Below are 23428 nucleotides of genomic sequence, written 5' to 3'. Positions count from 1 at the left end.
TCTCAGACGTACTGGTAGCGAAGCATCCTTTGCTTGAATTTTTCCAGCACCACCTGATCGATCAGCGTGGCAAGAATGGCGATCACCAGGATATTCATCATCACCCCGACCATGTCGGCGATCTCGCCGGAATAGGCCAGTGAACGCCCCAGTCCCTGCCCGAAGCCGATCAGCATTTCAGCGGAAATCAGCGCACGCCAAGCGTTACCGAAGGCCAGCTGGGCACCGGTAATCAGTTCCGGCATCACTGCCGGTAGATAGACGCGGCGCAACAGTTGCCAGCGCGACGCTCCCATTACCCGCGCGGCCGATACATGTACCGGCTGCACGCTTTCGGTGGCGTTCATCACCGACAGGGCCATTGGGAAGAATGCCGCCAGGGCCACCACCACGATGATCGGCAAGTTGCCGAACCCCATGACGATGAGAAATAGCGGCACCCAGGCGATCGAGGGAATCGACTGCAGGATGACGATGGCCGAGCGCAGGATCTCCCGGAAGAAAAACAGCACGCCCCCGACGAGACCAAAGCCAATGCCAAACAGCAGCGCAAAGCCGTAGCCACTCCCGAGACGGCTCATGCTGCCGTATAGACCTTCGCGGAACTCGGGCTCTTGTACCGTGGCGAACAGCCGTTCGAGCACCGTGGGAATCCCTGGCATCAGAAACGATGGCAGGCTCCAGGCGGCAGCCTGCCAAATCAGCAGGATGAACAGGACCGCCAGCACCACGGCAAGATGTTTCTTCGGCCCGGTTAGACGACGAGGTTGACTCATGGCTGACCGACCTCCGTCTTGATGCCCAGCAACCGCAAAATCTCGGTGCGCTCAGCGGCAAATGCGGTGAGATCGTGACTCTTTTCGCAATGGGTGAAATTGAAGGTTTTTAGCACCCGTGCCGGGCGCGCGCTGAATACGAGGACATGGTCGGCCAGATACAGCGCCTCGTCGACGTCATGGGTCACCAGCAACACGGTGGGCTGATGCTCCTTGATCAGCTCCAGCAGCACGTCCTGCAGCGCCATGCGGGTCAGTGCATCCAGCGCACCGAAGGGCTCATCGAGCAGCAGTACCTCGGGTTTGGCGATGAAGGCACGCGCCAATGCCGTGCGCTGGCGCATGCCGCCCGAAACCTGATGGGGGTAATAATGTTCGAAGCCTTCCAGACTCACCCGGGCCAACCAGGCAGCGGCTTGCTCGAAGGCACAGGCCTTGGCCACGCCCTGCAGCTCCAGCGCCATGGCTACATTGGCCTGCAGGCTCAACCAGGGATAGAGCGCATGTTCCTGGAATACCAGGGTGCGCCGCGGGCTCGGCCCGGGAATCTTCTTACCATCGGCCAACACGCGTCCTGCAGTCGGGTTTTCCAGCCCGGCCACCAGATGCAGCAAGGTCGATTTGCCACAACCGGAAGGCCCGACCAACGCTACCAGCTCGCCCTGGGCAAACTCGCCGTTGAAACCCTTGATGACTTCCAGTTGCCCGAACTGCTTGTCTACTTCTTCGAATCTGAGCTGCATGAAAAACCTGAAAGAACTTCACCGGCAACGACCGGCAGAATGAAAACTGCCCGGCACGTGGCCGGGCAATGAGCGATCAGCGCCATTAACAGGTCGCCGATACGACGATCAGAGTTCGCGTGCTTCCTGCCAGGAAAGATCCAGGATCGCGCTGGTATCGAACGGCTTGCCGTCGCGGGTTTTCAGCGAACCCAGTTCCTGAAGGATATCGGCCAGCTCCTGGATGCGCGCCAGATCGGCATCGTCCAGTTTGGCGGTGAAGTCCTGGGTCGCGATGGCTTCCTCGATTACCACTTCACGTGACAACTCACCACGCTCGAGCGTCTTGAGTGTCGGTTCGGCAATGAAGTAATCGGCGATCAGCTTGGCGGCTTCGGCAGGTTGCTTCTCCAGCAACTCGATGGCCTCACGCTGGGCATCGAGAGATTTCCAGACGGCATCCTTGCGCTTGGCCAACGTTTCGCCGGAAGTGATCACAACCATGCAGGGGAAAGGCCAGACCTCACCGATCTCGTAGATCTGCTTGACCGGCGCTACCAGCTGGGCGATGCGATCATAGGGCTCGAACAGGAAAGCCGCATCGACTCGACCGGAAACTAGCGACTGCACCGCAACCGCCGGGCTGACGCCCATGATGTTCACGTCACTAGGTTGCAGACCGGCAGACTTCAGCGTCACGCCGCGCAGTACCGAATCGGCGGTGCTGCCCTCGCGCTGCGAAGCCAAGCTGTGGCCCTTGAGACCGGCCACATCATCGATACCGGTTTCGTTACGCACGAGAATCGAGTGGTAACCCTGCTGGGCACCACCGACCACTTTCAGATCGGCGCCTTTTGAAGCCCAGGCGACCGCGTTGGTGAAGCCCAGGACACCTGTATCCAGCTGCCCGCCCACGATCGCCTTGATCAGATCGGTCCCGGAGCTGAATTCGACTAGTTCTACATCCAGTCCATGCTTTTTGTACAAGTCGCCTTCGAAGGCAACCATCGCTTGAGCATCGTCCATAACCCGGATGAAGCCAACCTTGAACTTTTCTTGAGCTTGCGCGAAAGCGCTGAGTAGCAGTAGCGCAGGGACCAGCCAGTGTTTTGCCTTCATATCAACCTCAAGCTCTTAGGCAGCGTTTAGTCATATAACCAAAAGAAAGCTTTCTATTTCATTTAGTTATAAATCAATTCTGGCTTAGAACTTTACACGAAGTTATTTCTGAACGGCACTAGTTAACAGCCATAAGCATTAAACCGGAGGTTATAAGTTGCTGAGATTGCACTACGGAAAAAATCAGAGCGTGATCGTCTTCCGTCCAGCCAAGGCGTGGGCAAGCGTGCCGCCATCGACCAGATCGAGCTCTCCACCAAGCGGCACGCCATGTGCGATGCGGCTCAACGTCAGCCCCTTCGGAATCAACAGCTGGGCGATGTAATGAGCAGTCGCCTCACCTTCGACAGTCGGGTTGGTTGCCAATATCGCTTCACTGAAACTGCCTTCAGCCACACGCACAAGCAACTCAGGGATACCAATAGCCTCGGGACCCAGCCCGTCGAGCGGCGATAGGTGCCCCTTCAGGACGAAGTAGCGTCCACGAAAACCGGTCTGTTCCACAGCGAACACATCCACCGGGCTTTGGACGATGCATAGCAGCGAATCGTCCCGCCGCGGGTCGGCACATTGCGGACAGACTTCGTCCTCGCTCAACGTACGGCATTGCCGGCAATAGCCCACTTCTTCCATCGCCCGTTTAAGCGCTTGCGCCAATCGCAGCCCGCCACTTCGATCACGCTCGAGCATCTGGAGCGCCATGCGCTGGGCGGTTTTCTGCCCGACACCGGGAAGAACGCGCAGCGCATCGATGAGTTGACGAATAAGTGGACTAAAACTCATGTAGTTCTCGGAGAAAAGCGGAAGCTGGAAGCTGGAAGCTGGAAGCTGGAAGCTGGAAGCTGGAAGCTGGAAGCTGGAAGCTGGAAGCTGGAAGCTGGAAGCTGGAAGCTGGAAGCGAGCGTGCGGGCAATCGGATGGTTTGCAAGCTCTTCCTCAAGCTTCCAGCTTCCAGCTTATGGCTTCTCTTAAAACGGCATTTTAAAACCCGGCGGCAACTGCATGCCTTCGGTCATACCCGCCATTTTTTCCTTGCTGTTCTGCTCGATCTTGCGCACGGCATCGTTCACCGCGGCAGCAATCAGATCTTCAAGGATTTCTTTGTCTTCCTGCATCAGGCTGTCGTCCAGGCTGACGCGTTTGACGTCGTGCCGGCCGTTCATCACAACGCTCACCAAGCCGGCGCCGGACTGGCCGGTGACCTCTGCGTTGGCCAACTCCTCCTGCATCTTCTGCATTTTTTCCTGCATCTGCTGCGCCTGCTTCATCAGGCCGGCCATGCCACCTTTCATCATGGGATTTACCTCGGATCAGGGTTCGGAGTGTTCTACGGGTTCGATGGTACCGTCACGAATGACGGCGGCGAACTGTTGCACCAATTGCTGCACCACGGGATCAGCCTGGATCGACTGCTCGGCCGCCCGCTGGCGCTCACCACGGCGTCGTGCCGCTGCCTGAGCGGGGGTTTCCTGCTGCGGCGTCTGCAACTCGATATCCAGCCGCAATGTGCGCCCGTGGTATTGATTCAGCGCCTCGTTAAGGCGTCGATGCTGGGTCGCGTTGAACAGCGCACTTTGCGCGGGGTCCAGGTGCATCAGCCAACGATCATCGTTCACAGAGATCAGCGTGCAATTGGCCGCGATGCTGCCTGTCAGGCCACCCAGACCCAACTTCAGATAAATATCAAGCCACTCGGCAGCCAAACCAGTAGCAGGCTCGACCGCAGGGGCCGGCGTGACGACCTGTGGTTCTGATGCCGGGTCATCCAGCCCTTCGAGATAGGCTTCGGCCTGAGTTTCGACTTCAAAATAATCCTCATCGGTCAACGGCGGCTCGTCATCGTCCGGCTCGTTCACCTCGACGACTGCGGCCACATGCTCGGGCTCGCCAGTCGGCGCGATTCTCTGTTCAAGTGCCTCGCTTTCCACCGCTACTGGGGGCGTAACGGGGGGCTCATTCCAAGGCAAGTCGACGACCGAAGGAGCAGGTTCGGACACCAACTCGGGCTTGATCGCAGGAGTCGGAGCGGGATCGGGGCTGACTGACACCAGAGCGGTGACCGGCTCCGGTGGCGATGAAGAGACAACGGGCGTCGAAGGCGAAGCCGCTGGCGCTGGCGAAGGCAGCACACGCGACTCAGGTTCCGGCGCAGCCGATGTTGCTGGACCGGCCACATCGGTTGGTCTGGAATCAGCCGTGGCCGGACTGATCCCCAGGTTCTTTAGCGGTGTTCGTGGTGCGTCTTCACTATCAGCCGGTCGAAACGCCAGCATGCGCAGCAGGACCATTTCGAAGCCACTGCGTGGGTCCGGCGCCAGCGGCAGATCACGCCGACCGATCAGGCCCATCTGGTAATAGAACTGCACGTCTTCAGCCGGCAATGCCTGGGCCAACTCCAGCACCCGCTCACGATCGCCCTGGCCGTTATCCACCGCCTCCGGCAGCGCCTGGGCGATGGCGACGCGGTGCAGCACATTGAGCATTTCGGCCAGCACGCCGCCCCAGTCCGGGCCTTGCTCCGCTAAGTGCCGGACCGCTTCCAGCATGGCGCGTGCGTCGCCCTCCAGCAGCGCCTGCATTACCCCGTAAACCTGGCCGTGATCCAGGGTGCCGAGCATGCTGCGCACGTCCTCGGCCAGCACCTTGCCCTCACCAAAGGCGATTGCCTGGTCGGTCAGGCTCATGGCATCGCGCATCGAACCGTCGGCGGCGCGCCCAAGCAGCCAAAGGGCGTCTTGCTCGAAGGGTACGTTTTCAGCACTCAGTACATGGCTCAAGTGCTCGACTACCCGCTCCGGCGGCATGTTCTTCAATGAGAACTGCAGGCAGCGCGAAAGAATGGTGACGGGCAGCTTCTGCGGATCGGTGGTGGCCAGCAAGAACTTGACGTGTGGCGGCGGCTCTTCGAGCGTCTTCAGCAGCGCGTTAAAAGAGTGCGACGAGAGCATGTGCACTTCGTCGATCAGGTAAACCTTGAATCGCCCGCGGCTGGGCGCGTACTGCACGTTGTCCAGCAACTCGCGTGTGTCTTCAACCTTGGTGCGGCTCGCAGCATCGACTTCAATCAGATCGACGAAACGGCCTTCATCGATCTCGCGACACACAGAGCACTCGCCACAAGGCGTGGAGCTGACGCCTGTTTCGCAGTTCAAGCACTTGGCGATGATCCGCGCGATAGTGGTTTTACCCACCCCGCGGGTACCGGTAAATAGATAAGCGTGATGCAGGCGCTGGCTATCGAGCGCATTGATCAGGGCCTTGAGCACATGCGTCTGCCCGACCATTTCGCGGAACGAACGCGGACGCCATTTACGGGCTAGAACCTGATAACTCATAACACCATCGCGGGGAAAGCAGAGGACGGGTAATGCTAGCGGAGCAGGCCGCAAATTGCATCCGGCCTGTCGTCAGCCAAGCAGATGCAGCTCGCAACCACGTCATCGTCGTGTCAACGCTTCAGGGTCGCGCCCAGTGCGCGTACCAACTGCTCCAACTGCGGCTGGGTGTCGCTGATCTCGACGTGCAGCCCCTCTATCTCTCGACGCGGAGGGTACTGTTTGCGCAGCAGATCGAAGCCGTTGCGACGTTGTTCGTCTTTGCCGGTCAAGCTTCGGCGAAACGCTGCATCGTCGCTACGCGGGTCGTAAACCGCTCGGCATATTGTCGCCAGCGCGTCACGGGGTGACGCCGATGCATCGAAGGACAGCCCACGCAACGGCGCGACCGGCATCAGCTCGGCCAGATCCACCGTGGGTGCCAGCCCTTTGCTGGCGCAGAACGCCTCGTATATCTGGGCTGTTCCGCGCAACTTGCCGTCCAGGCTGTAGCCGGCGATGTGCGGTGTGGCAATCCGACATAACCTGGCCAGTTCGACGTCAGCCTGCGGCTCCCCTTCCCAAACGTCGAGCACCGCCTGGATATCGGGCCGTCTGGTCAGCTGCTCGCGCAGAGCTGCGTTGTCGACGACCGCACCGCGAGCTGCGTTGATCAGCCAGGCGCCCGGGCGCAGCTGTTGCAGACGGGATCGGTCCAGCAGGTGAAACGTCGAATGCTCGCCCTCCAACGTCAAGGGTGTGTGCAGGCTGATGACGTCGCATTCGGCAAGGATTTCATTCAGACCGACGAACTCACCCACCTCACGGGCCTGCCGCAGCGGATCACACACCCGTACATTCCAACCCAGACCGCGCAGCACCTCCACCAGTCTGCCACCCACTTGCCCGCCACCGACCACACCATAACGGCGATCAGCCAGCTCCGTGCCCTCACGCTCGGCCAGCGCCAGGAGACTGCCGAGCACATAATCGACGACGCCCCGGGCATTGCAGCCCGGCGCGCTCGCCCAGCTAATGCCCGCGTCCTCGAAATAATCGATATCCAGATGATCGGTGCCAATGGTGCAGGTGCCAACGAAGCGCACGGCGCTACCTTCGAGCAGCTCGCGGTCGACACGGGTGACTGAACGAACCAGAAGCACCTCTGCGTGTTCGAGCGACGCTCTATTGATGCTACGGCCAGGCATACGGCGAATCTCGCCGTGCTCGGCAAAGAAAGCTTCGACCAGCGGAATATTTTCATCGGCAAGGATGCGCATTGGCAGGCTCCGTCATTGATGGGCCCATTCTAGACCTCCTCGCAGCGCCCTGCTGCCTTCCGAGAACACCTCTCACGGCGTAGACTGAGCGGCTCTGTATACAATTGGATACACCTGAATGCCCACTGAGTCGAAACTCAGCAGGGTTCGCGTTGAATTGCGCACCCTCTTCGCTCTCGCTCTGCCCATGATGATTGCGCAACTGGCGAACACCGCCATGGGCTTCGTCGATACATTGATGGCCGGGCGCGTCAGCCCCCGCGATCTCGCTGCCGTAGCGCTGGGCAACTCCATCTGGGTCCCTGTGTTTCTGCTTCTCACAGGGATCATTCTGGCAACGACACCCAATGTCGCACAGCGCTTCGGCAGTGGGCAGCATGAGCAGATCGGCCCGCTGGTGCGCCAGGCATTATGGATGGGCTTTGGGATCGGGACGCTGTTGGCGATCTTGATGTGGAATGCCGAACCCGTGCTGCACCTGATGCAGGTCGATCAGACGTTGATTGAGCCGGCAATGGCCTATCTGAGAGCGGTGGCTTGCGGCTTTCCGGCGGTGGCCCTGTATCAGGTGTTGCGCTGCTACAGCGACGGCCTCGGACACACGCGCCCTAGCATGGTCGTAGGGCTTCTTGCGCTGGCATTGAACATCCCGCTCAACTACATCTTTATCTACGGCAAGCTTGGTCTGCCGGCCATGGGCGGTGTCGGTTGCGGCTGGGCCACTGCCGTGGTCATGGGCTTCATGCTGCTGGCCATGCTGTTCTGGGTCCGGCGTGCCGACTACTACCAACCAAACCAACTGTTTGCCCGTTTCAATTGGCCGGACTGGGCCGTACTGAGCCGTCTACTTTCCGTTGGTGTACCGATCGGGGTTGCGGTATTCGCCGAGGCCAGCATCTTCTCGGTCATCGCTCTGCTGATCGGTAGTCTCGGAGCAACTGTCGTCGCTGGGCATCAGATCGCGCTGAACTTCACCTCGCTGATCTTCATGATTCCGCTGTCGCTGGGTATGGCCATCACCGTACGCATCGGCCAGACACTGGGACGTAACGCGCCGCGAGACGCCCGCTTCGTAGCGGGTGTGGGGATCGTATCGAGCCTGGTCTATGCCTGCTTCTCGGCCGGCAGCATGCTGCTGTTCAGCGAGCAGATCGCCCGCATCTACACCACCGATCCGGCCGTAATCGCAGTCGCTGCCAGCCTGTTCGTCTACGCCGCGCTGTTCCAGTTTTCCGACGTGGTGCAAGTCACCGCAGCCGGCGCGCTACGGGGGTATCAGGACACCCGTATGACGATGATTTTCACGCTTTTCGCTTATTGGGGGATCGGCCTGCCGGTAGGTTACCTGCTGGGTCTCACCGACAGGTTCGGCGATCCGAGCGGACCGGCGGGATTGTGGCAAGGACTGATCGCCGGCCTGAGTTGCGCGGCGGTCTTGCTCACCATCCGGCTGGCGCGCAGCGCTCGACGGGAGATACGCCAGCAAGCGGGCCAGGCCACTGCCTAGCCGCCGAGATCCATGTCAGACCTCGAATGCCAACATTACCGCGCTCATCAGCAGGAACCCGCTGAAAAGAACGCGTAACAGGCGCTCGGGCAGCGCGTGTGCCAGTTTCACGCCAAGGCTGATACTGAGCAGTCCGCCAACGGCGAGCGGCAATCCCAGCGACCAGTCGACCTGCCCGTGGGTGGCATAGGCGAATAACGTCACAGCGGTGCTTGGCGCCGCCAACGACAATGACAAACCCTGCGCAACGACCTGCGACGTACCGAACACCGCCGTAAGCACCGGCGTGGCAAGCACCGCACCGCCGACGCCGAACAACCCACCCAGCGCACCGGCGCCAGCACCCAGCACGCCCAGCCAGGGCCATGGATGACGCAATTCGGTACTCCCAGGTTGCGACCGGATGAAAACGCGCAACAAGGTGTAGGCGGCCAGGGCGACGAGGAAGCCGACAAAAGCGATGCGCATGCGGCCAGCATCGAGCGAAACCGCAATGGCGGCACCCGCGATGGCAAAAAAGAAACTGGCTATGCCCAGCGCCGCGGCGTGACGCGGGTCGATGCGGTTGCGCTGGTGATAACGCCAGATGGCGAGCAGCACATTAGGCACCACCATCACCAATGCCGTACCTTGAGCAACCTGTTGATCCAGCCCGAACAGCACGCCCAGTACCGGAATCGCAATCAGCCCGCCGCCGATTCCGAACAGACCGCCAAGTGTTCCCAACGCCAAACCCAACACCACATTCAGCCCGAACCCGACGAAGTCCATGATCGCTTCCTGATGAAAACCGCAATGCTACTCACCAACGCCTAGTAGGTACACGCACAAACTTGCACAATGGCTTTGCAAATTACGCAAAGCGGAGCAACGCATCATGGATGCCAACGCACTAACCGATCAGTTCCGCCTGTTTCTCGCCGTGATCGATACCTCCAGCTTTTCAGCCGCGGGCCGCCTGCACGGACTCACGCCCTCCTCCGTTGCCCGTCGTATCGATGCGCTGGAGCGCTCGCTTGTCTGCCAACTCGTCAGCCGCAACACCCATTCCATCAAGCCCACCGCAGCCGGGCAGGTCTTTGCCGAGCGCGCCAGACGTATCGTTCAGGAACTCAACCTGGCACGCGCCGAAATGACATCGCTACAAAGCACACCGGAAGGCCGCATCCGTATCGATGCGCCAGCGCCTTTCGGCCGCCGGCATCTGGCACCTGCGCTTGCGGAGTTTCTGCAGGCCTATCCGGGCGTCGATATCCAGCTACGCCTGATCGACAGCTTTGTCGATTTGCAGGGCGAGCACTTGGGCGAAGTCGATCTGGTACTGCGTATCGGCCCGCTGGCCGACACGCGGCTGGTCGCGACGGCACTGGCGCCGATGACACGCATCGTCTGCGCCAGCCCCGACTATCTGACGCGGCGAGGCACTCCGATATCGGTCTCGGAGCTGCCAGAACATGATGGGTTGGATTGGGATGCACTGGCACCAACCCACGCTTGGCGATTCGAGCATGAGGGCAAGTTGCAGCTTTTACGGCCGAGACGCCTGCGGATGATCGCGAACAATGCCGAAGCGCTGCTTTGCGGCACCGTGGCTGGTCTGGGTATTGCGCATCTACCGACCTGGCTGATCAGCGATCACCTACTGCGTGGGGAATTGCTGCCGCTGTTCTGTGAACAGGGACTGCCAGAACCGGAGCCAAGCGGCATCTACGCCCTGCGCCTAACCAGGGAAGCCGACTCCCGCAGCCGGTTGCTACTAGAGTTTCTGAAGAACCGGTTCGGCCCGGTCCCGCCATGGGACCAGGCACTGCAAAGCGGGCTCAGCTGTGGTTAAGAATGTGATATCAGACGGAGCAGCCGGATATTTCCTGGGTCACACCCCAGCCATCGACCACGCCACCCAGCGGCTCGATCAGATTTTCCAGATCCTGTTCGAAATCACCAATGCCATCGAAGGTGGCGTACATCACCTTGCTGACCTGTAGGTCCCAGGCGCCGTCGTCACGTGGGGCGATCTGAGCGTTGACGCATTCACCGCGAAATTGGCTTGCGGCGACAGACGCACACTCGCGATCAGGAAACACGGCATAGAACTCGATCGGATGGACGCGGGCGAAATCGAATCCGCCCTCTTTCATCCTCATCAATACGTTGCTGCTTACATCCTCATGGAAGGTGGCACTCATAAAACAACCTCCTCTCACTCATGGATGAAACGGTGGGGGAATGGATAGTGAGTCAGCCTCTTTGCGGATATCGACTGACTAGAGCCAGTCGCAAATACCTTTAACAGATAAGAAACCGCAACGGGAAAAAGAGTGCGGTATAAGCAATAGGCCTCAGCAGTCCTGAGTAGTTCGGTTCAGGCGCCGCATGCCGTCATCCAACGACATACGGTGTACTCATCGTTATCGGATGCATGAAAGACATCAAGCCAACCCGCACCCTGCAGCAAATGGGCTGCCGCAGGGCGCTAAGCGCTCAATCGTTGCTCGGCTTGCTGATGGCCTGCAACACATACTGAGGCAGCGCGAACGCGCCGATATGGATGTGTGGGTTGTAATAGCGGGTGACGATTCCGCTGCCGGCGAAACGCTGGCTCAGGGTTTCAAGCGTCAGTTTGCGACTGGCCGAATCACAAGCGCCCCAAGCAAAGGTCATGGCCCCTCCGATGTAGGTGGGAACCGCCGCCTGGTAGAAATGCCAGTCAGGGAACAGCCCGGTCATGCGCTTGGCGGTGGTCTGCACTTCGGCCAGTTGCATGAACGGCGTGCCGTTCTGCGTGACCAGAATTCCGCCTTCGTTGAGGCAGCGGCGGCAGGCCTGGTAGAAGTTCTCCGAGAACAGCACCTCGCCGGGGCCGATAGGGTCGGTCGAGTCGGAAATGATCACGTCGAACTTTTCTTCGGTGGTCGCAACGAAGCGCATGCCGTCGTCGATCACCAGGTTCAGCCGCGGATCAGCGAATGCGCCTTTCGAGTGCTCCGGCAGGAATTCCTTGCACATATCCACCACGGTGCCGTCGATCTCGACCATGGTGATGCTTTCCACGTCGCGATGCTTGGTGACTTCGCGCAGCATTCCGCCATCGCCGCCACCGATGATCAGCACGCGGCGCGCCAGGCCATGCGCCAGAATCGGTACGTGAGTGAGCATTTCGTGATAGATGAATTCATCGGCCTCGGTGGTCTGGATTACGCCGTCGAGCGCCATGACGCGTCCCATTCGGGCATTCTCGAAAATCACCAAATGTTGATGTTCGGTACGCACTTCATGCAGCATCTTGTCGATCTTGAAGCGCTGGCCGTATCCCTCGTAGAGAGTTTCCTGATAGTCGCTCATGGGGTGTCTCCCTGATGGATGGCGTAACAGACAAGCCGCCCGCAGGCCGCACGGACTGCCCGTGGGCAAAGAGGCGCATTCTACTTTGGTCTCATGACAGGGGAAACCATACCGTTTCAAAGCGCATTCGGTGAAGACAACCCCATCAACGACGGCTATGGTCGGCCCATGACGCCTCTACACCTGCCCTATATCGCCCCCTGGAGCTGGACACAATTTCACCAGCACTTCGCGCTGCGGCTGTTGCCTGGAGTCGAAGCGCTGGATGCCAACCGCTATAGCCGTACCGTTCGCATGGATGGAAGTGTCGGCTGGATCAGCGTGCGACCGTTGCCTGACCAGGACGCCATCGAACTGACCATGAGCGACTCGTTACATGAGCACGCGCCCACGCTGGTTTCTCGGGTTCGCAAGATGTTCGATCTCGACATCGACCCGGCAGCCGTAGCGCGGCATTTCATCGACGATCCACAGCTTGGGCCGCTGGTCGTTGGGAATCCTGGGTTGCGCCTGCCTAGCGCTTTCGATCCCTTCGAACAGGCTGTGCGCGCCATCATTGGCCAGCAGGTCACGGTGAAAGCCGCCGTGACCATCACTCGACGGCTGACAGAGCGGCTCGGCGGCGAGCTGCCCCGCTCAACGGCGAGCAAAGCCGCCGGTTTGCTCACTTTGTTTCCCAGCCCGGAAGCGATAGCGCAGGCCCAACTGGACAATATCGGCATGCCTGGCAAGCGCGTCGCAACACTGCAACGCTTGGCGGCTGCGGTGGCAGAAGGTGCGCTCGAACTTCATGTTCAGGACGGTGCGGACGAACTTGTTCGCAGGCTGTGCATGTTGCCTGGCATCGGCCCGTGGACCGCCGAGTACATTGCATTGAGAGGATTCGGCGAAGCGGACGCTTTTCCGGCCGCCGATCTCGGCCTGCTGAAAGCGCCCTTATGGGGAAGCGAGGGTATAACAGCCAAACAGCTATTGGCTCGATCGCAGGCATGGCGACCTTGGCGGGCCTACGCCGCGGTACATATCTGGCAGAACTACGGCGTCACGGCGGGGCAAACAAGACCGGATGAAAAAGCCAGGCCAACATCCTCGAAGAGCTAGTAGGACAGCCAACCGATCGAGACTTGGTCCGTACAGATCACAACCTGACCTTGGCAATGTGTCCCGCCGCAACGAACCACATGATCAGCCCTACAACCGGTAGCAGCAGGATAACGAGGCTCCAGATAATTTTTCGCCCCACCTCGATACGACTGCGCCACACCTGAACGATGGCCAGCACATCGCCTACCAGCACTACCACTGCCAGCAGAGCACTCCAGGTTTCCATGGGCTTAGGGTCTCAGGTTCCTGTCGTCGGGACGGTTACCACGCGGCCCCATGATGCCCCAAATGATCAGACCCAGTACCGGCAGGATCACGATCAGCAACACCCACATCGCCTTTTTGCCAGTCGTGGCGTCGCTGCGCAGCACGCTGACGATGGCCCAGACATCCAGTGCCAGAATGAGCAGGCCGAAAATACCGCCGAAGGCATCGGTCATGGTAAGACTCCAATTACAGTGAGTACGTAATTAGGATGCCTGGGCGGTTTGAGGGTTCAGTAAGACGCACCGTCAGTAACGGGCCAGGTCGATTGCGGCAAAGCTACGGAGCGTTTCATGACCGGTCAGCTCGCCGCCCTCGCGGGCCAGGCCACAGGTATGCATGCCAGCCTGACGAGCAGCGTCCAGCTCTTCCAACACATCGGACAGGAACAGAATCTCATCTGCCGGCAGGCCGATCGAATCGGCTATTCGTCGGTAGGATTCGACCTCACGCTTGTGGCCGCTGCCGGTGTCGAAGTAACCGGAGAACAAGGGCGTCAGGTCCCCTACTTCGGCACAACCGAAAATCAGCTTCTGCGCCTGGATCGACCCGGAAGAATACACATACAGCGCGTAGCCCTGCTCGTGCCAGCGGCGCAGCGCGTCCACCGCGTCAGGGTAGACATGCCCCTTGAGCTGACCGGCCCGATAACCTTCGGCCCAGACCATTCCCTGCAGCGCTTTCAGCGACGTGGCCTTGCGATCGGCAGCGATCCATTCCTGTAGGATTTCGACGACTCGCTCCACGCCGGCCTCCGGCTCGCCGCTTTCGCTGCGCACGGCCTCGATCTGCGCAGCCACCGTCGGCTCCGCCGCATGCTTACGCACGAACGCCGGTAAATGCTCGCGGGCGTAGGGAAACAACACGTCGAACACGAAGCTCACCGCACTGGTGGTGCCTTCTATATCGGTGAGGATGGCTTTGATCGGCATCTTCAGTCCTCCAGGCGCGGGAAGCGGCCGGCGATGTCTTCGCCGGTGAATTGCGCGACCCAGCCTTCGGGATTGTTGAACAGGCGAATGGCCACGAAATGCGGGTTCTCACCCATGTCGAACCAGTGCCGGGTCCCGGCGGGCACGGAGATCAGATCGTTCTTTTCGCACAGCACGGCATAGACCTTGTCTTCGATATGCAGGGTGAAAAGTCCGCGCCCGGCGACGAAGAAACGCACCTCATCCTCGGCATGACGGTGCTCCTCGAGAAACTTGGCCCGCAGTTCGGCCTTCTGTGGGTGATCACTGTTCAGGCTGATGACGTCTACCGTAACGTAGCCACGCTCGTTCATCAGGCGGTCGATCTGCGGCCGATAGGCGGCAATTACCTCCTCCGAGCTGGCGCCGGCACCAAGCGGCGCACTAGCCTCCCAGCGTTCGAGACGCACGCCAACGTCGGCCAATGTGGCGGCGATATCTTCGACATGGGTGAGCACCTTGAGTGGTTGCTCGGGAGCGGTGTCCTGATAGACGCTGAGAATGCTCATACTGGTTGTCTCCGAACCGGGTGCTGTCCCGGTTTCTCATCAATTATTCGGGCACGCGTTGCGTGCAGCAGAAAAGCGGCGATCAGACACGCTGCAACATGCGCATCTTCAGTTCGCAATCGAACAGGAACTCGAACGCCTCAATCTGGCGCAGCGCATCATTCATCTGTGCGCCCCAGGTATAGAGACCGTGCCCGCGGATCAGATAACCAACGCAGTCGGGGTGCTCGTCGAGCCAGGGCTGAACGCGCGCGGCGAGTCGCTCGATATCCTGATCATTGTCGAAGATCGGTACCACTACCTGGGCTTCATGGGTCGCAATGCCGCTGAACGCCTTTTGCAATTCGTAATCGGCGAATACCAGCGAGTCACTCAGGCATACACGCGAGAGCACGGTGGCGTTGACCGAGTGCGTATGCAGCACGGCGCCGATTTCCGGCTGCCAGCGATACAGCTGCGTGTGCAGCAGGGTTTCCGCCGAGGGCTTCTTGCCCTCTTCCAGGCTGCGCCCGTTCATATCGACAGCCAGCAGATCATCCACCGTCAGCTGACCCTTGTGCTTGCCCGAAACGGTCAGTAGCGCCTCGGCGCTGGTCAGTCGCGCCGAATAGTTGCTGCTGGTCGCCGGCGACCAACCGCGGCCATAGAGAAAACGACCCGCGTCTATGATGGCCTGCGACAAGTGTTCACGAGTGGCTGTCATGCCCGGTTCTCCTGCTTGGGGATGGCAATGATAACGGCTGCGGCCAATGCCGCCAGGCTGGCGATGGCGAAGGTCCAGAACGGGCCGAGGCTGGCCCAGCTGTAGCCAGAGTAAAGCGCTCCCAGCGCCCCGCCGACACCCGCCAGCGTCGCGTACAACGCTTGCCCTTGTCCTTGCTGACGGTGGCCAAAGCTGCGCTGAACGAAATGGATCGCCGCCGCATGAAAGCTGCCGAACGTCGCCGCGTGCATCAGCTGTGCGATCAGCAGCACGCTAAGATGATCGGCCAGCGTGCCAAGCAGCAGCCAACGTATCGCCGCCAGCGCGAAGCTGGCAATCAGGACCTGACGCAACGAAAAGCGCGCCATCAGCGCAGCCATGATCAGGAAAATCAGAATCTCCGCGACCACGCCCAGCGCCCACAATAGGCCGATGGTGCTCCGGCTATAACCAAGCGCCTCGAGATGAATACTCAAGAAGGTGTAATAAGGCCCGTGACTGACCTGCATCAGGCCAACACAGACAAAGAATGCCAGCACACCGGGACGGCACAGCTGACGAAGGAAGCCACCCTGCTCAGCCAGATCCGGTCGTTGTTCCGGCGCGGCATTGGGCACCCAGATACTAGCGATGACGATGCCCACCATGACCACCATCACCGCCACGGGATAAATATCCAGGGTGAGACGTTCGAACAGCGCACCGAGCCCAACCACCGCCGCAATGAAACCGATGCTGCCCCACAAGCGGATCTGGCTATAGCGCGATGCCTGATCACGAAGATGCGCGAGCGTAATGACTTCGAACTGCGGCAGCACGGCATGCCAGAAGAACGCATGCAGCGCCATGACCAGCGCGAGCCAGGCGTAGCTCTTGCCGAAGAAGATCAGACCGAACGACAGCAGCGTGCAGAGCGCACCAATGCGAACGATCGCCAAACGCTGTCCGGTGACGTCGCCCAGCCAGCCCCAGAGATTCGGTGCTAGGCAGCGCATCAGCATTGGTATGGCGACCAGCTCGCCAATGCGCTCGGCACTGAATCCCAGGTGATCGAAATACAACCCAAGAAACGGCGCAGCGGAGCCGAGCAGCGCGAAGTAAAAGAAATAGAAGCTGGACAGGCGCCAGTAAGGAAGGGAAGCAGCCATAAGCTGAAAGCCAGAAGCTGGAAGCGAAACCGTGGCGTTAGGATGGAATTCCTATTTCCGGCTTCGAGCGTCCAGCTTCAAGCTCATCGCTGCCCTAACACCGGAGTCGTCACCCGCACACCGGCATTTTGACCACGATGCCGCAACAGATGGTCCAGCAGGACGATGGCCATCATCGCTTCGGCGATGGGCGTCGCACGGATGCCAACGCAGGGGTCGTGACGGCCTTTGGTGATGACATCGACCGGGTTGCCGTCGATGTCGATCGAGCGGCCGGGCGTGGTGATGCTTGAGGTCGGCTTGAGCGCCAAATGGGCGATGATCGGCTGGCCGCTGGAGATTCCGCCGAGCACGCCGCCGGCATTGTTCGAGAGGAAGCCGTCCGGGGTCAGCTCGTCACGGTGCTCGGTACCACGCTGAACAACGCTGGCGAAACCGGCACCGATCTCCACGCCCTTGACGGCGTTGATGCTCATCAGCGCATGGGCCAGGTCGGCGTCCAGACGATCGAAAATCGGCTCGCCAAGCCCTGGCGGTACGCCTTCGGCAACGACGGAAATCTTCGCACCGACCGAATCCTGATCGCGACGTAGTTGATCCATATAAGCCTCGAGCTCCGGCACCTTGTCTGGATCGGGGCTGAAGAACGCGTTCTGCTCGACGCTATTCCAAGTCTTGAAAGGGATCTCGATTGGACCTAGCTGACTCATGTAGCCGCGCACCTGAATGCCGAGAGTCGCCAGGTACTTCTTGGCGATGGCGCCGGCCGCTACGCGCATCGCGGTTTCACGCGCCGAGCTGCGTCCGCCGCCGCGATAGTCGCGCAGGCCATACTTGTGGTGGTAGCTGTAGTCGGCATGAGCCGGGCGGAACTGATCTTTGATCGCAGAGTAGTCCTTGGACTTCTGGTCTGTGTTACGGATCAGCAGGCCGATCGGGCACCCGGTCGTGCGCCCTTCGAATACGCCGGAGAGAATCTCGACCTCGTCGGCTTCCTGTCGCTGGGTTGTGTGCCGGCTGGTACCGGGCTTACGCCGATCGAGGTCGCGCTGAAGGTCGGCGACGGTCAATTCCAACCCCGGCGGGCAACCATCGACGATCGCGACCAGCGCCGGACCGTGACTTTCACCAGCTGTGGTGACAGTGAACAGCTTGCCGTATGTATTGCCGGACATGCAGGGCGCTCCGCGATCGACCTAAACGAGGGGGCGGAAGTATACCCGAGCCGCCGCAGGTTTCACTGCTTCGGTGGCTGCGCATAATGATCGACAGGCGAACCAAGTGCTTCTCATCGCATCCAATCCGCTTCGCCGATGGTTGATCCTACTCATGCGCACGCTCTTCCTGTTTGTACTTCTCGCCATGCTTGCTCCACACATCCAAGCTCAGAAGCTGCTGAATCGGGCCGTTACGGTGCAAGTGCCGGAAGGTCGCCTACATGGCACCCTGCTGCTTCCCAAAAGCGCCGAACCTATACCGGTCGCGCTGCTGATTGCCGGGTCGGGCCCCACCGACCGCAACGGCAATAGCCCAATGGGCCACAACGACAGCCTCAAGCGGCTGGCACAATCGCTGACCAAGCACGGCATTGCCAGCCTGCGCTATGACAAACGGGGCGTTGGGCAAAGCCTTGCGGTCGCTCCAGACGAAAGGCAACTGCACGTGGAACGCTACGTTGCGGATGCGGCGGCGTGGATACAGATGCTGAAAGCCGACCCGCGCTTCTCTGCTGTCGTGCTGATCGGCCACAGCGAGGGCGCGCTGATCGCCAGTCTGGCCACGTCTGTCGCCGAGCCCGACGCACTGATCAGCATTGCCGGCAGCGGCCGCCCGATCGACTTACTGCTGCGTGAGCAACTCCAGGGCCGCCTGCCGCCACCGCTACTGGCAACTGCGCATTACCTGATCGACGAACTCAAGGCGGGACGAGTGCATGAGCAAGTGCCTGATGCGCTACAGATCCTGTTCCGCTCAAGCGTGCAACCTTATCTGATTTCCCTGTTCGGCCAGGATCCGGCAGAGGCCTTCGCCAACACGACCGCCCCGGCGCTGGTCATCCAGGGCACGCATGACATCCAAGTCGAGCAGGAAGACGCCGAAGCTTTGCAGCGCGCCCGAAAGGACGCCGAGTTGACGCTGATCGAGGGGATGAATCATGTATTGCGCATCACACCGATGGACCGCAACGAACAGACCGCCTCCTATAACCAGCCCGAGCTGCCGATCGCCTATGCGCTGACGGAGCGGATCAGCCAGTTCCTGCACAGGAATGGCTTATTGCCAGCCTCCAGCTAGCCGAGGGCCGGCCGATACGCTCCTTGCCCACGCAACGAATCGCTCCTGGAGCCCATGGACGCCGACATGACCGACAGCTCGCCTTCCGCTAACGACAGCGAGGCCAAAACGCCTGAAACAACGCCGCAGGCGCATCCTTGGGCGGAGCTCGCCCCAGATCGTTTTCGACTGCTGCGCCTGGCGCCACTTCCGACCGACCGGGATACCGGTACGCGGCCGTTAAGGTTCGTCGAGCTGGCTCAGGTCGAACGGCATACACCACAGCAGAGTTTACTGAAGCTTTTCGTTCGACTCCCGGGCCAGGTGTTGTCGAAGAAGCACAATGCACTGGAAGTCTGGGCGGATCATCGGGCCAAGGAGCTGCGCTTCGGCCCGGACTCCGGCCTGCATGTGCAACCAGTCAATCGTGGCCTAGGACGCTTTCTGCTGGCGCAGGGTGCGCTTTGGGCTCAGAAGCGCTGGGCACACTATCTGGTCGAAGGCGGCGCCCTTTCCGCCGCGGACATAACCGGAGAGGACATGCGCCTACGCCGTGACCAGAGCTTGTTGAGTCAAGGCTTCGATGTGCTCTATCCGGAGCCCGGCAAACTCAAGGCGACCTATAGCGCGTCTCGTGTCAGCTCACTGCGCCCCGACTGGAATCCGGAGAAAGTCCAGATCATCGACCTGAAGGATGCCGCCGCGATGCTGGAGCAGGCCGATCAGAACCTGCTGGAGCAGGAAAACAAGATTCGCGACCTGCAGGAGCGGCTAAACAAGTTCCGCCGGGAAGATGGCACGCTCCGATTCACCATTGCCTGCCTGATCGCCTTCTCACTGTTCCAGGCGGGGCTGATGATCTGGATTGCGACTCGCTGAGTCCCGTGCCACCCCACATCGAGGCGCTGCTTTCTAGCCTTTGAGGCGCTCGCGAAACAATGCCTGATGCTCGCGGCATTGGCTGGCGGCAAGCAGAAATACGCCGTGCCCGCCTTCGCTGAATTCTAGCCAGGTAAAGCTCACCTCGGGGTAAAGCGCTTCGACGTGCACCTGGCTGTTACCTACCTCGATAACCAGAGTGCCGGTTTCGGTCAGGTGATCAGCCGCCTCGGCCAGCATGCGCCGCACCAGATCCAGCCCATCATCCCCGCAGGCTAGCCCCAAAGCCGGCTCATGATGGTATTCATCTGGCATGTCAGCGAAATCTTCCGCATCCACATACGGAGGGTTGGAGACGATCAGATCGAAGCGCTGGCCGGGCAACCCGTCGAAGCCATCGCTCTGCACGGTGTAGACTCGATCCTCCACGCCATGATGCTCGATATTGCGATTCGCCACTTCGAGCGCCTCGAATGACAGGTCGGCCAGTACCACTTCAGCATCGAGAAACTCATAAGCGCAGGCAATCCCGATACAACCGGAGCCGGTGCACAGATCGAGAATCCGGGCCGGAGGCTGCGCCAGCCAGGGTTCGAAGCGGCGATCGATCAGTTGCCCAATTGGTGAACGCGGAATCAACACGCGCTCGTCGACAATGAACGGCAGCCCGCAGAACCAGGCCTGCCCCAGCAGGTAAGCGGTAGGCACGCGTTGCTCGATTCGACGATGCAGCAGTTCCTGCAAATGCTGCCGCTCATCATCTTCCAGCCGGCAGTCGAGATAGCTGTCAGCCATCTCCCAAGGCAGGTGCAGGGCACCAAGCACCAGCTGACGCGCTTCATCCCACGCATTGTCCGTACCGTGGCCGAAGAACAGCTGTTCGGCCTGGAAGCGGCTGACGGCCCAGCGAATGTAATCGCGCAAGGTGCGCAATTGGGACGGCGAAGCGGTCACGGCAGCATCTCCTTCTGAAAAGCGCGAGAGTTTAGCCGATGGCCTCGCGACTTTCTCAAATCGTATAGAACGATCATGGGTCTATTGCAGGATTGCGCAACTCCGCTGGCGAAATCATCATCTTGGGCAGTTCACATATCGGTCATCTAGCGCCACAATCAGGCCCCTCTCAAAACAAGGAGTCAGTGATGTCCAAGCCACAGACCATGCTTCAGCTCAGTGGCCGCAGTTATGCACCGGCGACTCTGGCTAATGCGACCGTTGTGGTCATTGACGCTCAGGAAGAATATCGGACAGGGACTCTTGCGCTACCGAACCTGAGCTCAGCGCTGGAGGAAATCAAGAGCCTGGTCAGCGCTGCACGCGCGGCCGGTGCACCCGTCGTGCATGTTCATCACCTGGGTATTCCAGGCGGACTGTTCGACCCGCAGGGCCTACGCGGCCAGATCATGCCGGAAGCCGCGCCGCTCCCCGGCGAAACCGTGATCGGCAAGACCTTGCCCAACGCCTTCGCCGGCACTGAATTGCACGAGCTGTTGCAACAGCATGGCCGCCTCGACCTCATCGTCTGCGGCTTCATGACCCACTCCAGCGTGAGCACCACGGTTCGCGCCGCGAAAGACTATGGGTACCGCTGTACGCTCGTTGACAAAGCCTGCGCCACCCGCGATCTGCCAATGGGAGACGGTGTGCTCGAAGCAGCACAGGTGCATCGCATGGAAATGACCATTCTCGCGGACAACTTCGCTGTTTGCGTCGCTGACGTAGGAGCACTGGCGTAATCGTTCGCGCCGTAAGCGTTACCTGACCGCGAATAAAACTGACCGGGCTGCCCCGGTCATAGCCTGTTCTGACGAGGTAACCGGAATGAAACGAACCGATGGATTCGATGCACGCCGACTTCGTCCTCGCGAGCAACGGAGCTGGGGCGCACGCCTCGGGGGCGTGCTGGCATTGCTGCTGAGCATTCTCGGCGTGCTTCTGGCGGGATCTGGTGCGGCATCTCTGTTCGGCAGCCATTCAGCCTTCGCCAACATGGCGTTCGAATATGAAGAAGCAGTGACGCTACTGGTGCTTGGCCTGGCTTTGCTGGTGATCGGCCTGTTCATCCGACACCGCGTGCGTCGCCGGTTGCGTGAACCCGGCGGACTGAGCCTATCCCCTGGACTGAAGAAGAAGCGCTGACCTCTGCGCTTCGAGCAGGTTGAAAGCGAAGGCTTTCGGGTAAGATCGCCTGCAACGCGGAGGCCCCATGCAAGACGACGACTTTTCCCTATTCAAATCAGCCGTTCATGGCGTCAAGCCAATCAAACACGACCGCGCCGACACCGGCAAACCACGCAGCAATAAAGCGCAGATAGCCACTCGGCGCGCAAACGCAGTCATCAGCGACAGCGAAATTCGCATCGATGGGCTTTCCGATCAATTCGTCATCGATGTCGCAGCGGAAGACGAGCTGTATTGGGCACGCGACGGTGTGCAAGACAGCCAGATGCGCAAGCTCAAAGCCGGCCAGATCCCCTTCGAAGGCAGCCTGGATCTGCATGGGCTCAGCGTCGAGAAGGCACGCGAGCTGCTCTGGGATTTCCTTGCCGAAGCCGGCAAGTTCGAAATTCGCTGCGTGCGGGTCACCCACGGCAAGGCCGCACGCGTCGACGGCAAACGCCCAATGATCAAGAGCCACGTCAATACCTGGCTGCGTCAGCATGCCCAAGTGCTTGGCTTTTCTTCATGTCTGCCAAGACATGGCGGCACCGGGGCGGTTTATGTGATGCTCAAACGCACCATGCTCGAAGGGAGGGATGAGTAGCAGCGCCAAGCTGACAGAGCTCTCGAAGCCAAACGAGCCGTCGCTCTTCTTGCGGCTTGTAGCGTGCAGCTTGCTGTTTCCCCCTTGCCAGCGCGGCGGGTGCACCCTACCCTTCGCGCTTGCGCTCACATGAAGCCCGACAGGTAGCTCAATGTCACTGGAACAAAATTACACCGAGATCCTTGGCCAGCTCGGAGAAGACGTCACCCGCGAGGGATTGCTCGACACGCCCAAGCGCGCCGCCAAAGCCATGCAGTACCTATGCAAGGGTTACCAGCAGACGCTTGAAGAAGTCACCAACGGCGCGCTGTTCAGCTCCGACAACAGCGAAATGGTGCTGGTGAAGAACATCGAGCTGTACTCCTTGTGCGAACACCACATGCTCCCCTTCATCGGCAAAGCCCATGTTGCTTACCTGCCCAACGGCAAGGTGCTGGGCCTGTCGAAGGTGGCGCGTATCGTCGAGATGTACGCTCGCCGGTTGCAGATTCAAGAGAACCTCACCCGCGAGATTGCCGATGCGGTCCAGAAGATCACTGGCGCCTGGGGCGTGGCTGTTGTTATTGAAGCCCAGCACATGTGCATGATGATGCGTGGCGTCGAGAAGCAGAACTCCTCAATGGTCACCTCGGTCATGCTCGGACAGTTCCGGGAAAACGCCGCCACCCGCAGCGAATTTCTCGGGTTGGTCAGATAAGAGAAACGAGGCTGGGCTGACTTCAAGCTTTCTTTGCTGCTTGAGGCTTGCGGCG

The 23428-nt window shown here is 60.2% G+C and carries 27 protein-coding genes; 9 read left to right on the top strand and 18 right to left on the bottom strand.

Annotated elements, in window-relative coordinates:
• Window positions 1-2 precede the first annotated feature (2 nt).
• The 7 genes from NA647_RS07070 to pdxB all read right to left on the bottom strand — a co-directional run bounded on the left by NA647_RS07070 (window position 3) and on the right by pdxB (window position 7211).
• The gene (locus NA647_RS07070; protein WP_181102094.1) at window positions 3-776 is read right to left on the bottom strand and encodes an ABC transporter permease; all 774 of its coding nucleotides are present in this window, start codon (window positions 774-776) and stop codon (window positions 3-5) included.
• A complete protein-coding gene (locus NA647_RS07065) occupies window positions 773-1519 on the bottom strand; it encodes an ABC transporter ATP-binding protein (RefSeq protein WP_256057018.1) in 747 nt (248 codons plus the stop codon). Before NA647_RS07065 ends, NA647_RS07070 begins: the two co-directional genes overlap by 4 nt.
• Before the next feature lie 108 nt (window positions 1520-1627).
• Window positions 1628-2617, bottom strand: a complete 990-nt coding sequence (locus NA647_RS07060; protein ID WP_256057017.1) for an ABC transporter substrate-binding protein — start codon at window positions 2615-2617, stop codon at window positions 1628-1630.
• A gap of 183 nt (window positions 2618-2800) precedes the next feature.
• Entirely contained in the window at window positions 2801-3400 is a 600-nt protein-coding gene (gene recR, locus NA647_RS07055; RefSeq protein WP_256057016.1) for a recombination mediator RecR, read from the bottom strand.
• 185 nt (window positions 3401-3585) lie between these two features.
• On the bottom strand, window positions 3586-3912 hold the full coding sequence (locus NA647_RS07050; RefSeq protein ID WP_131648549.1) for a YbaB/EbfC family nucleoid-associated protein: 327 nt from the start codon (window positions 3910-3912) through the stop codon (window positions 3586-3588).
• Window positions 3913-3927: 15 nt separating this feature from the next.
• Window positions 3928-5952: a DNA polymerase III subunit gamma/tau gene (gene dnaX / locus NA647_RS07045; RefSeq protein WP_256057015.1), complete on the bottom strand. Its 2025-nt coding sequence runs from the start codon at window positions 5950-5952 to the stop codon at window positions 3928-3930.
• 113 nt (window positions 5953-6065) lie between these two features.
• Complete coding sequence (pdxB, locus tag NA647_RS07040) at window positions 6066-7211, bottom strand: 4-phosphoerythronate dehydrogenase PdxB (RefSeq protein ID WP_256057014.1); 1146 nt, start codon at window positions 7209-7211, stop codon at window positions 6066-6068.
• Window positions 7212-7329: 118 nt separating this feature from the next.
• Between pdxB and NA647_RS07035 the strand changes: the two genes are divergently transcribed.
• Window positions 7330-8718: an MATE family efflux transporter gene (locus tag NA647_RS07035; protein WP_256048255.1), complete on the top strand. Its 1389-nt coding sequence runs from the start codon at window positions 7330-7332 to the stop codon at window positions 8716-8718.
• Between the two features lie 15 nt (window positions 8719-8733).
• Here NA647_RS07035 and NA647_RS07030 read toward each other — a convergent pair whose 3' ends face one another.
• The gene (locus NA647_RS07030) at window positions 8734-9489 is read right to left on the bottom strand and encodes a sulfite exporter TauE/SafE family protein (protein WP_256048254.1); all 756 of its coding nucleotides are present in this window, start codon (window positions 9487-9489) and stop codon (window positions 8734-8736) included.
• 106 nt (window positions 9490-9595) lie between these two features.
• On the opposite strand from NA647_RS07030, the gene NA647_RS07025 reads away from it, so the two are divergent.
• Window positions 9596-10552, top strand: a complete 957-nt coding sequence (locus tag NA647_RS07025; RefSeq protein ID WP_256057013.1) for a LysR family transcriptional regulator — start codon at window positions 9596-9598, stop codon at window positions 10550-10552.
• A 10-nt stretch (window positions 10553-10562) separates the two neighbouring features.
• On the opposite strand, the gene NA647_RS07020 is transcribed toward NA647_RS07025, so the two are convergent.
• Both NA647_RS07020 and speE read right to left on the bottom strand, forming a co-directional pair.
• On the bottom strand, window positions 10563-10904 hold the full coding sequence (locus tag NA647_RS07020; RefSeq protein WP_256057012.1) for a ribonuclease E inhibitor RraB: 342 nt from the start codon (window positions 10902-10904) through the stop codon (window positions 10563-10565).
• A 295-nt stretch (window positions 10905-11199) separates the two neighbouring features.
• On the bottom strand, window positions 11200-12060 hold the full coding sequence (gene speE / locus NA647_RS07015; protein WP_256057011.1) for a polyamine aminopropyltransferase: 861 nt from the start codon (window positions 12058-12060) through the stop codon (window positions 11200-11202).
• Window positions 12061-12228: 168 nt separating this feature from the next.
• Here speE and NA647_RS07010 point away from each other — a divergent pair, with 168 nt between their 5' ends.
• Window positions 12229-13161, top strand: a complete 933-nt coding sequence (locus tag NA647_RS07010) for a DNA-3-methyladenine glycosylase family protein (protein ID WP_256057010.1) — start codon at window positions 12229-12231, stop codon at window positions 13159-13161.
• Window positions 13162-13198: 37 nt separating this feature from the next.
• Here the strand turns inward: NA647_RS07010 and NA647_RS07005 are convergent, their stop codons facing one another.
• From NA647_RS07005 to aroC, 7 genes are all read right to left on the bottom strand, one after another.
• Window positions 13199-13390 carry a PLDc N-terminal domain-containing protein gene (locus NA647_RS07005; RefSeq protein ID WP_256057009.1) on the bottom strand — a complete coding sequence of 64 codons (192 nt, stop codon included), beginning with the start codon at window positions 13388-13390 and terminating at the stop codon, window positions 13199-13201.
• Between the two features lie 4 nt (window positions 13391-13394).
• Entirely contained in the window at window positions 13395-13604 is a 210-nt protein-coding gene (locus NA647_RS07000) for a PLD nuclease N-terminal domain-containing protein (protein ID WP_131648539.1), read from the bottom strand.
• 72 nt (window positions 13605-13676) lie between these two features.
• Window positions 13677-14360 (bottom strand): acireductone synthase, encoded by a 684-nt coding sequence (gene mtnC, locus NA647_RS06995; protein WP_256057008.1) that lies wholly within the window; start codon window positions 14358-14360, stop codon window positions 13677-13679.
• Window positions 14361-14362: 2 nt separating this feature from the next.
• Window positions 14363-14908: a 1,2-dihydroxy-3-keto-5-methylthiopentene dioxygenase gene (locus tag NA647_RS06990; protein ID WP_256057007.1), complete on the bottom strand. Its 546-nt coding sequence runs from the start codon at window positions 14906-14908 to the stop codon at window positions 14363-14365.
• 82 nt (window positions 14909-14990) lie between these two features.
• Complete coding sequence (locus tag NA647_RS06985) at window positions 14991-15611, bottom strand: methylthioribulose 1-phosphate dehydratase (RefSeq protein WP_256057006.1); 621 nt, start codon at window positions 15609-15611, stop codon at window positions 14991-14993.
• The gene (locus NA647_RS06980; protein WP_256057005.1) at window positions 15608-16759 is read right to left on the bottom strand and encodes an MFS transporter; all 1152 of its coding nucleotides are present in this window, start codon (window positions 16757-16759) and stop codon (window positions 15608-15610) included. Before NA647_RS06980 ends, NA647_RS06985 begins: the two co-directional genes overlap by 4 nt.
• Before the next feature lie 83 nt (window positions 16760-16842).
• A complete protein-coding gene (gene aroC / locus NA647_RS06975) occupies window positions 16843-17934 on the bottom strand; it encodes a chorismate synthase (protein WP_256057004.1) in 1092 nt (363 codons plus the stop codon).
• A 154-nt stretch (window positions 17935-18088) separates the two neighbouring features.
• Between aroC and NA647_RS06970 the strand changes: the two genes are divergently transcribed.
• A complete protein-coding gene (locus NA647_RS06970; RefSeq protein WP_256057003.1) occupies window positions 18089-19054 on the top strand; it encodes an alpha/beta hydrolase family protein in 966 nt (321 codons plus the stop codon).
• A gap of 66 nt (window positions 19055-19120) precedes the next feature.
• On the top strand, window positions 19121-19912 hold the full coding sequence (locus NA647_RS06965; RefSeq protein WP_256057002.1) for a hypothetical protein: 792 nt from the start codon (window positions 19121-19123) through the stop codon (window positions 19910-19912).
• A 33-nt stretch (window positions 19913-19945) separates the two neighbouring features.
• Here the strand turns inward: NA647_RS06965 and prmB are convergent, their stop codons facing one another.
• A complete protein-coding gene (gene prmB, locus NA647_RS06960; protein ID WP_256057001.1) occupies window positions 19946-20866 on the bottom strand; it encodes a 50S ribosomal protein L3 N(5)-glutamine methyltransferase in 921 nt (306 codons plus the stop codon).
• Window positions 20867-21054: 188 nt separating this feature from the next.
• Here prmB and NA647_RS06955 point away from each other — a divergent pair, with 188 nt between their 5' ends.
• From NA647_RS06955 to folE, 4 genes are all read left to right on the top strand, one after another.
• A complete protein-coding gene (locus NA647_RS06955; RefSeq protein ID WP_131648530.1) occupies window positions 21055-21648 on the top strand; it encodes a cysteine hydrolase family protein in 594 nt (197 codons plus the stop codon).
• Window positions 21649-21733: 85 nt separating this feature from the next.
• A complete protein-coding gene (locus tag NA647_RS06950; protein WP_256057000.1) occupies window positions 21734-22051 on the top strand; it encodes a hypothetical protein in 318 nt (105 codons plus the stop codon).
• Window positions 22052-22118: 67 nt separating this feature from the next.
• Window positions 22119-22676, top strand: a complete 558-nt coding sequence (locus NA647_RS06945; RefSeq protein ID WP_256056999.1) for a Smr/MutS family protein — start codon at window positions 22119-22121, stop codon at window positions 22674-22676.
• Between the two features lie 151 nt (window positions 22677-22827).
• Window positions 22828-23373 carry a GTP cyclohydrolase I FolE gene (gene folE, locus NA647_RS06940; RefSeq protein WP_256056998.1) on the top strand — a complete coding sequence of 182 codons (546 nt, stop codon included), beginning with the start codon at window positions 22828-22830 and terminating at the stop codon, window positions 23371-23373.
• Window positions 23374-23428 lie beyond the last annotated feature (55 nt).

The organism is Stutzerimonas stutzeri, from assembly GCF_024448985.1.
GTDB lineage: Bacteria > Pseudomonadota > Gammaproteobacteria > Pseudomonadales > Pseudomonadaceae > Stutzerimonas > Stutzerimonas stutzeri_AP.
The sequence above is the reverse complement of the archived record's forward strand: the minus strand, read 5'-3'. Positions and strand labels throughout refer to the sequence as shown.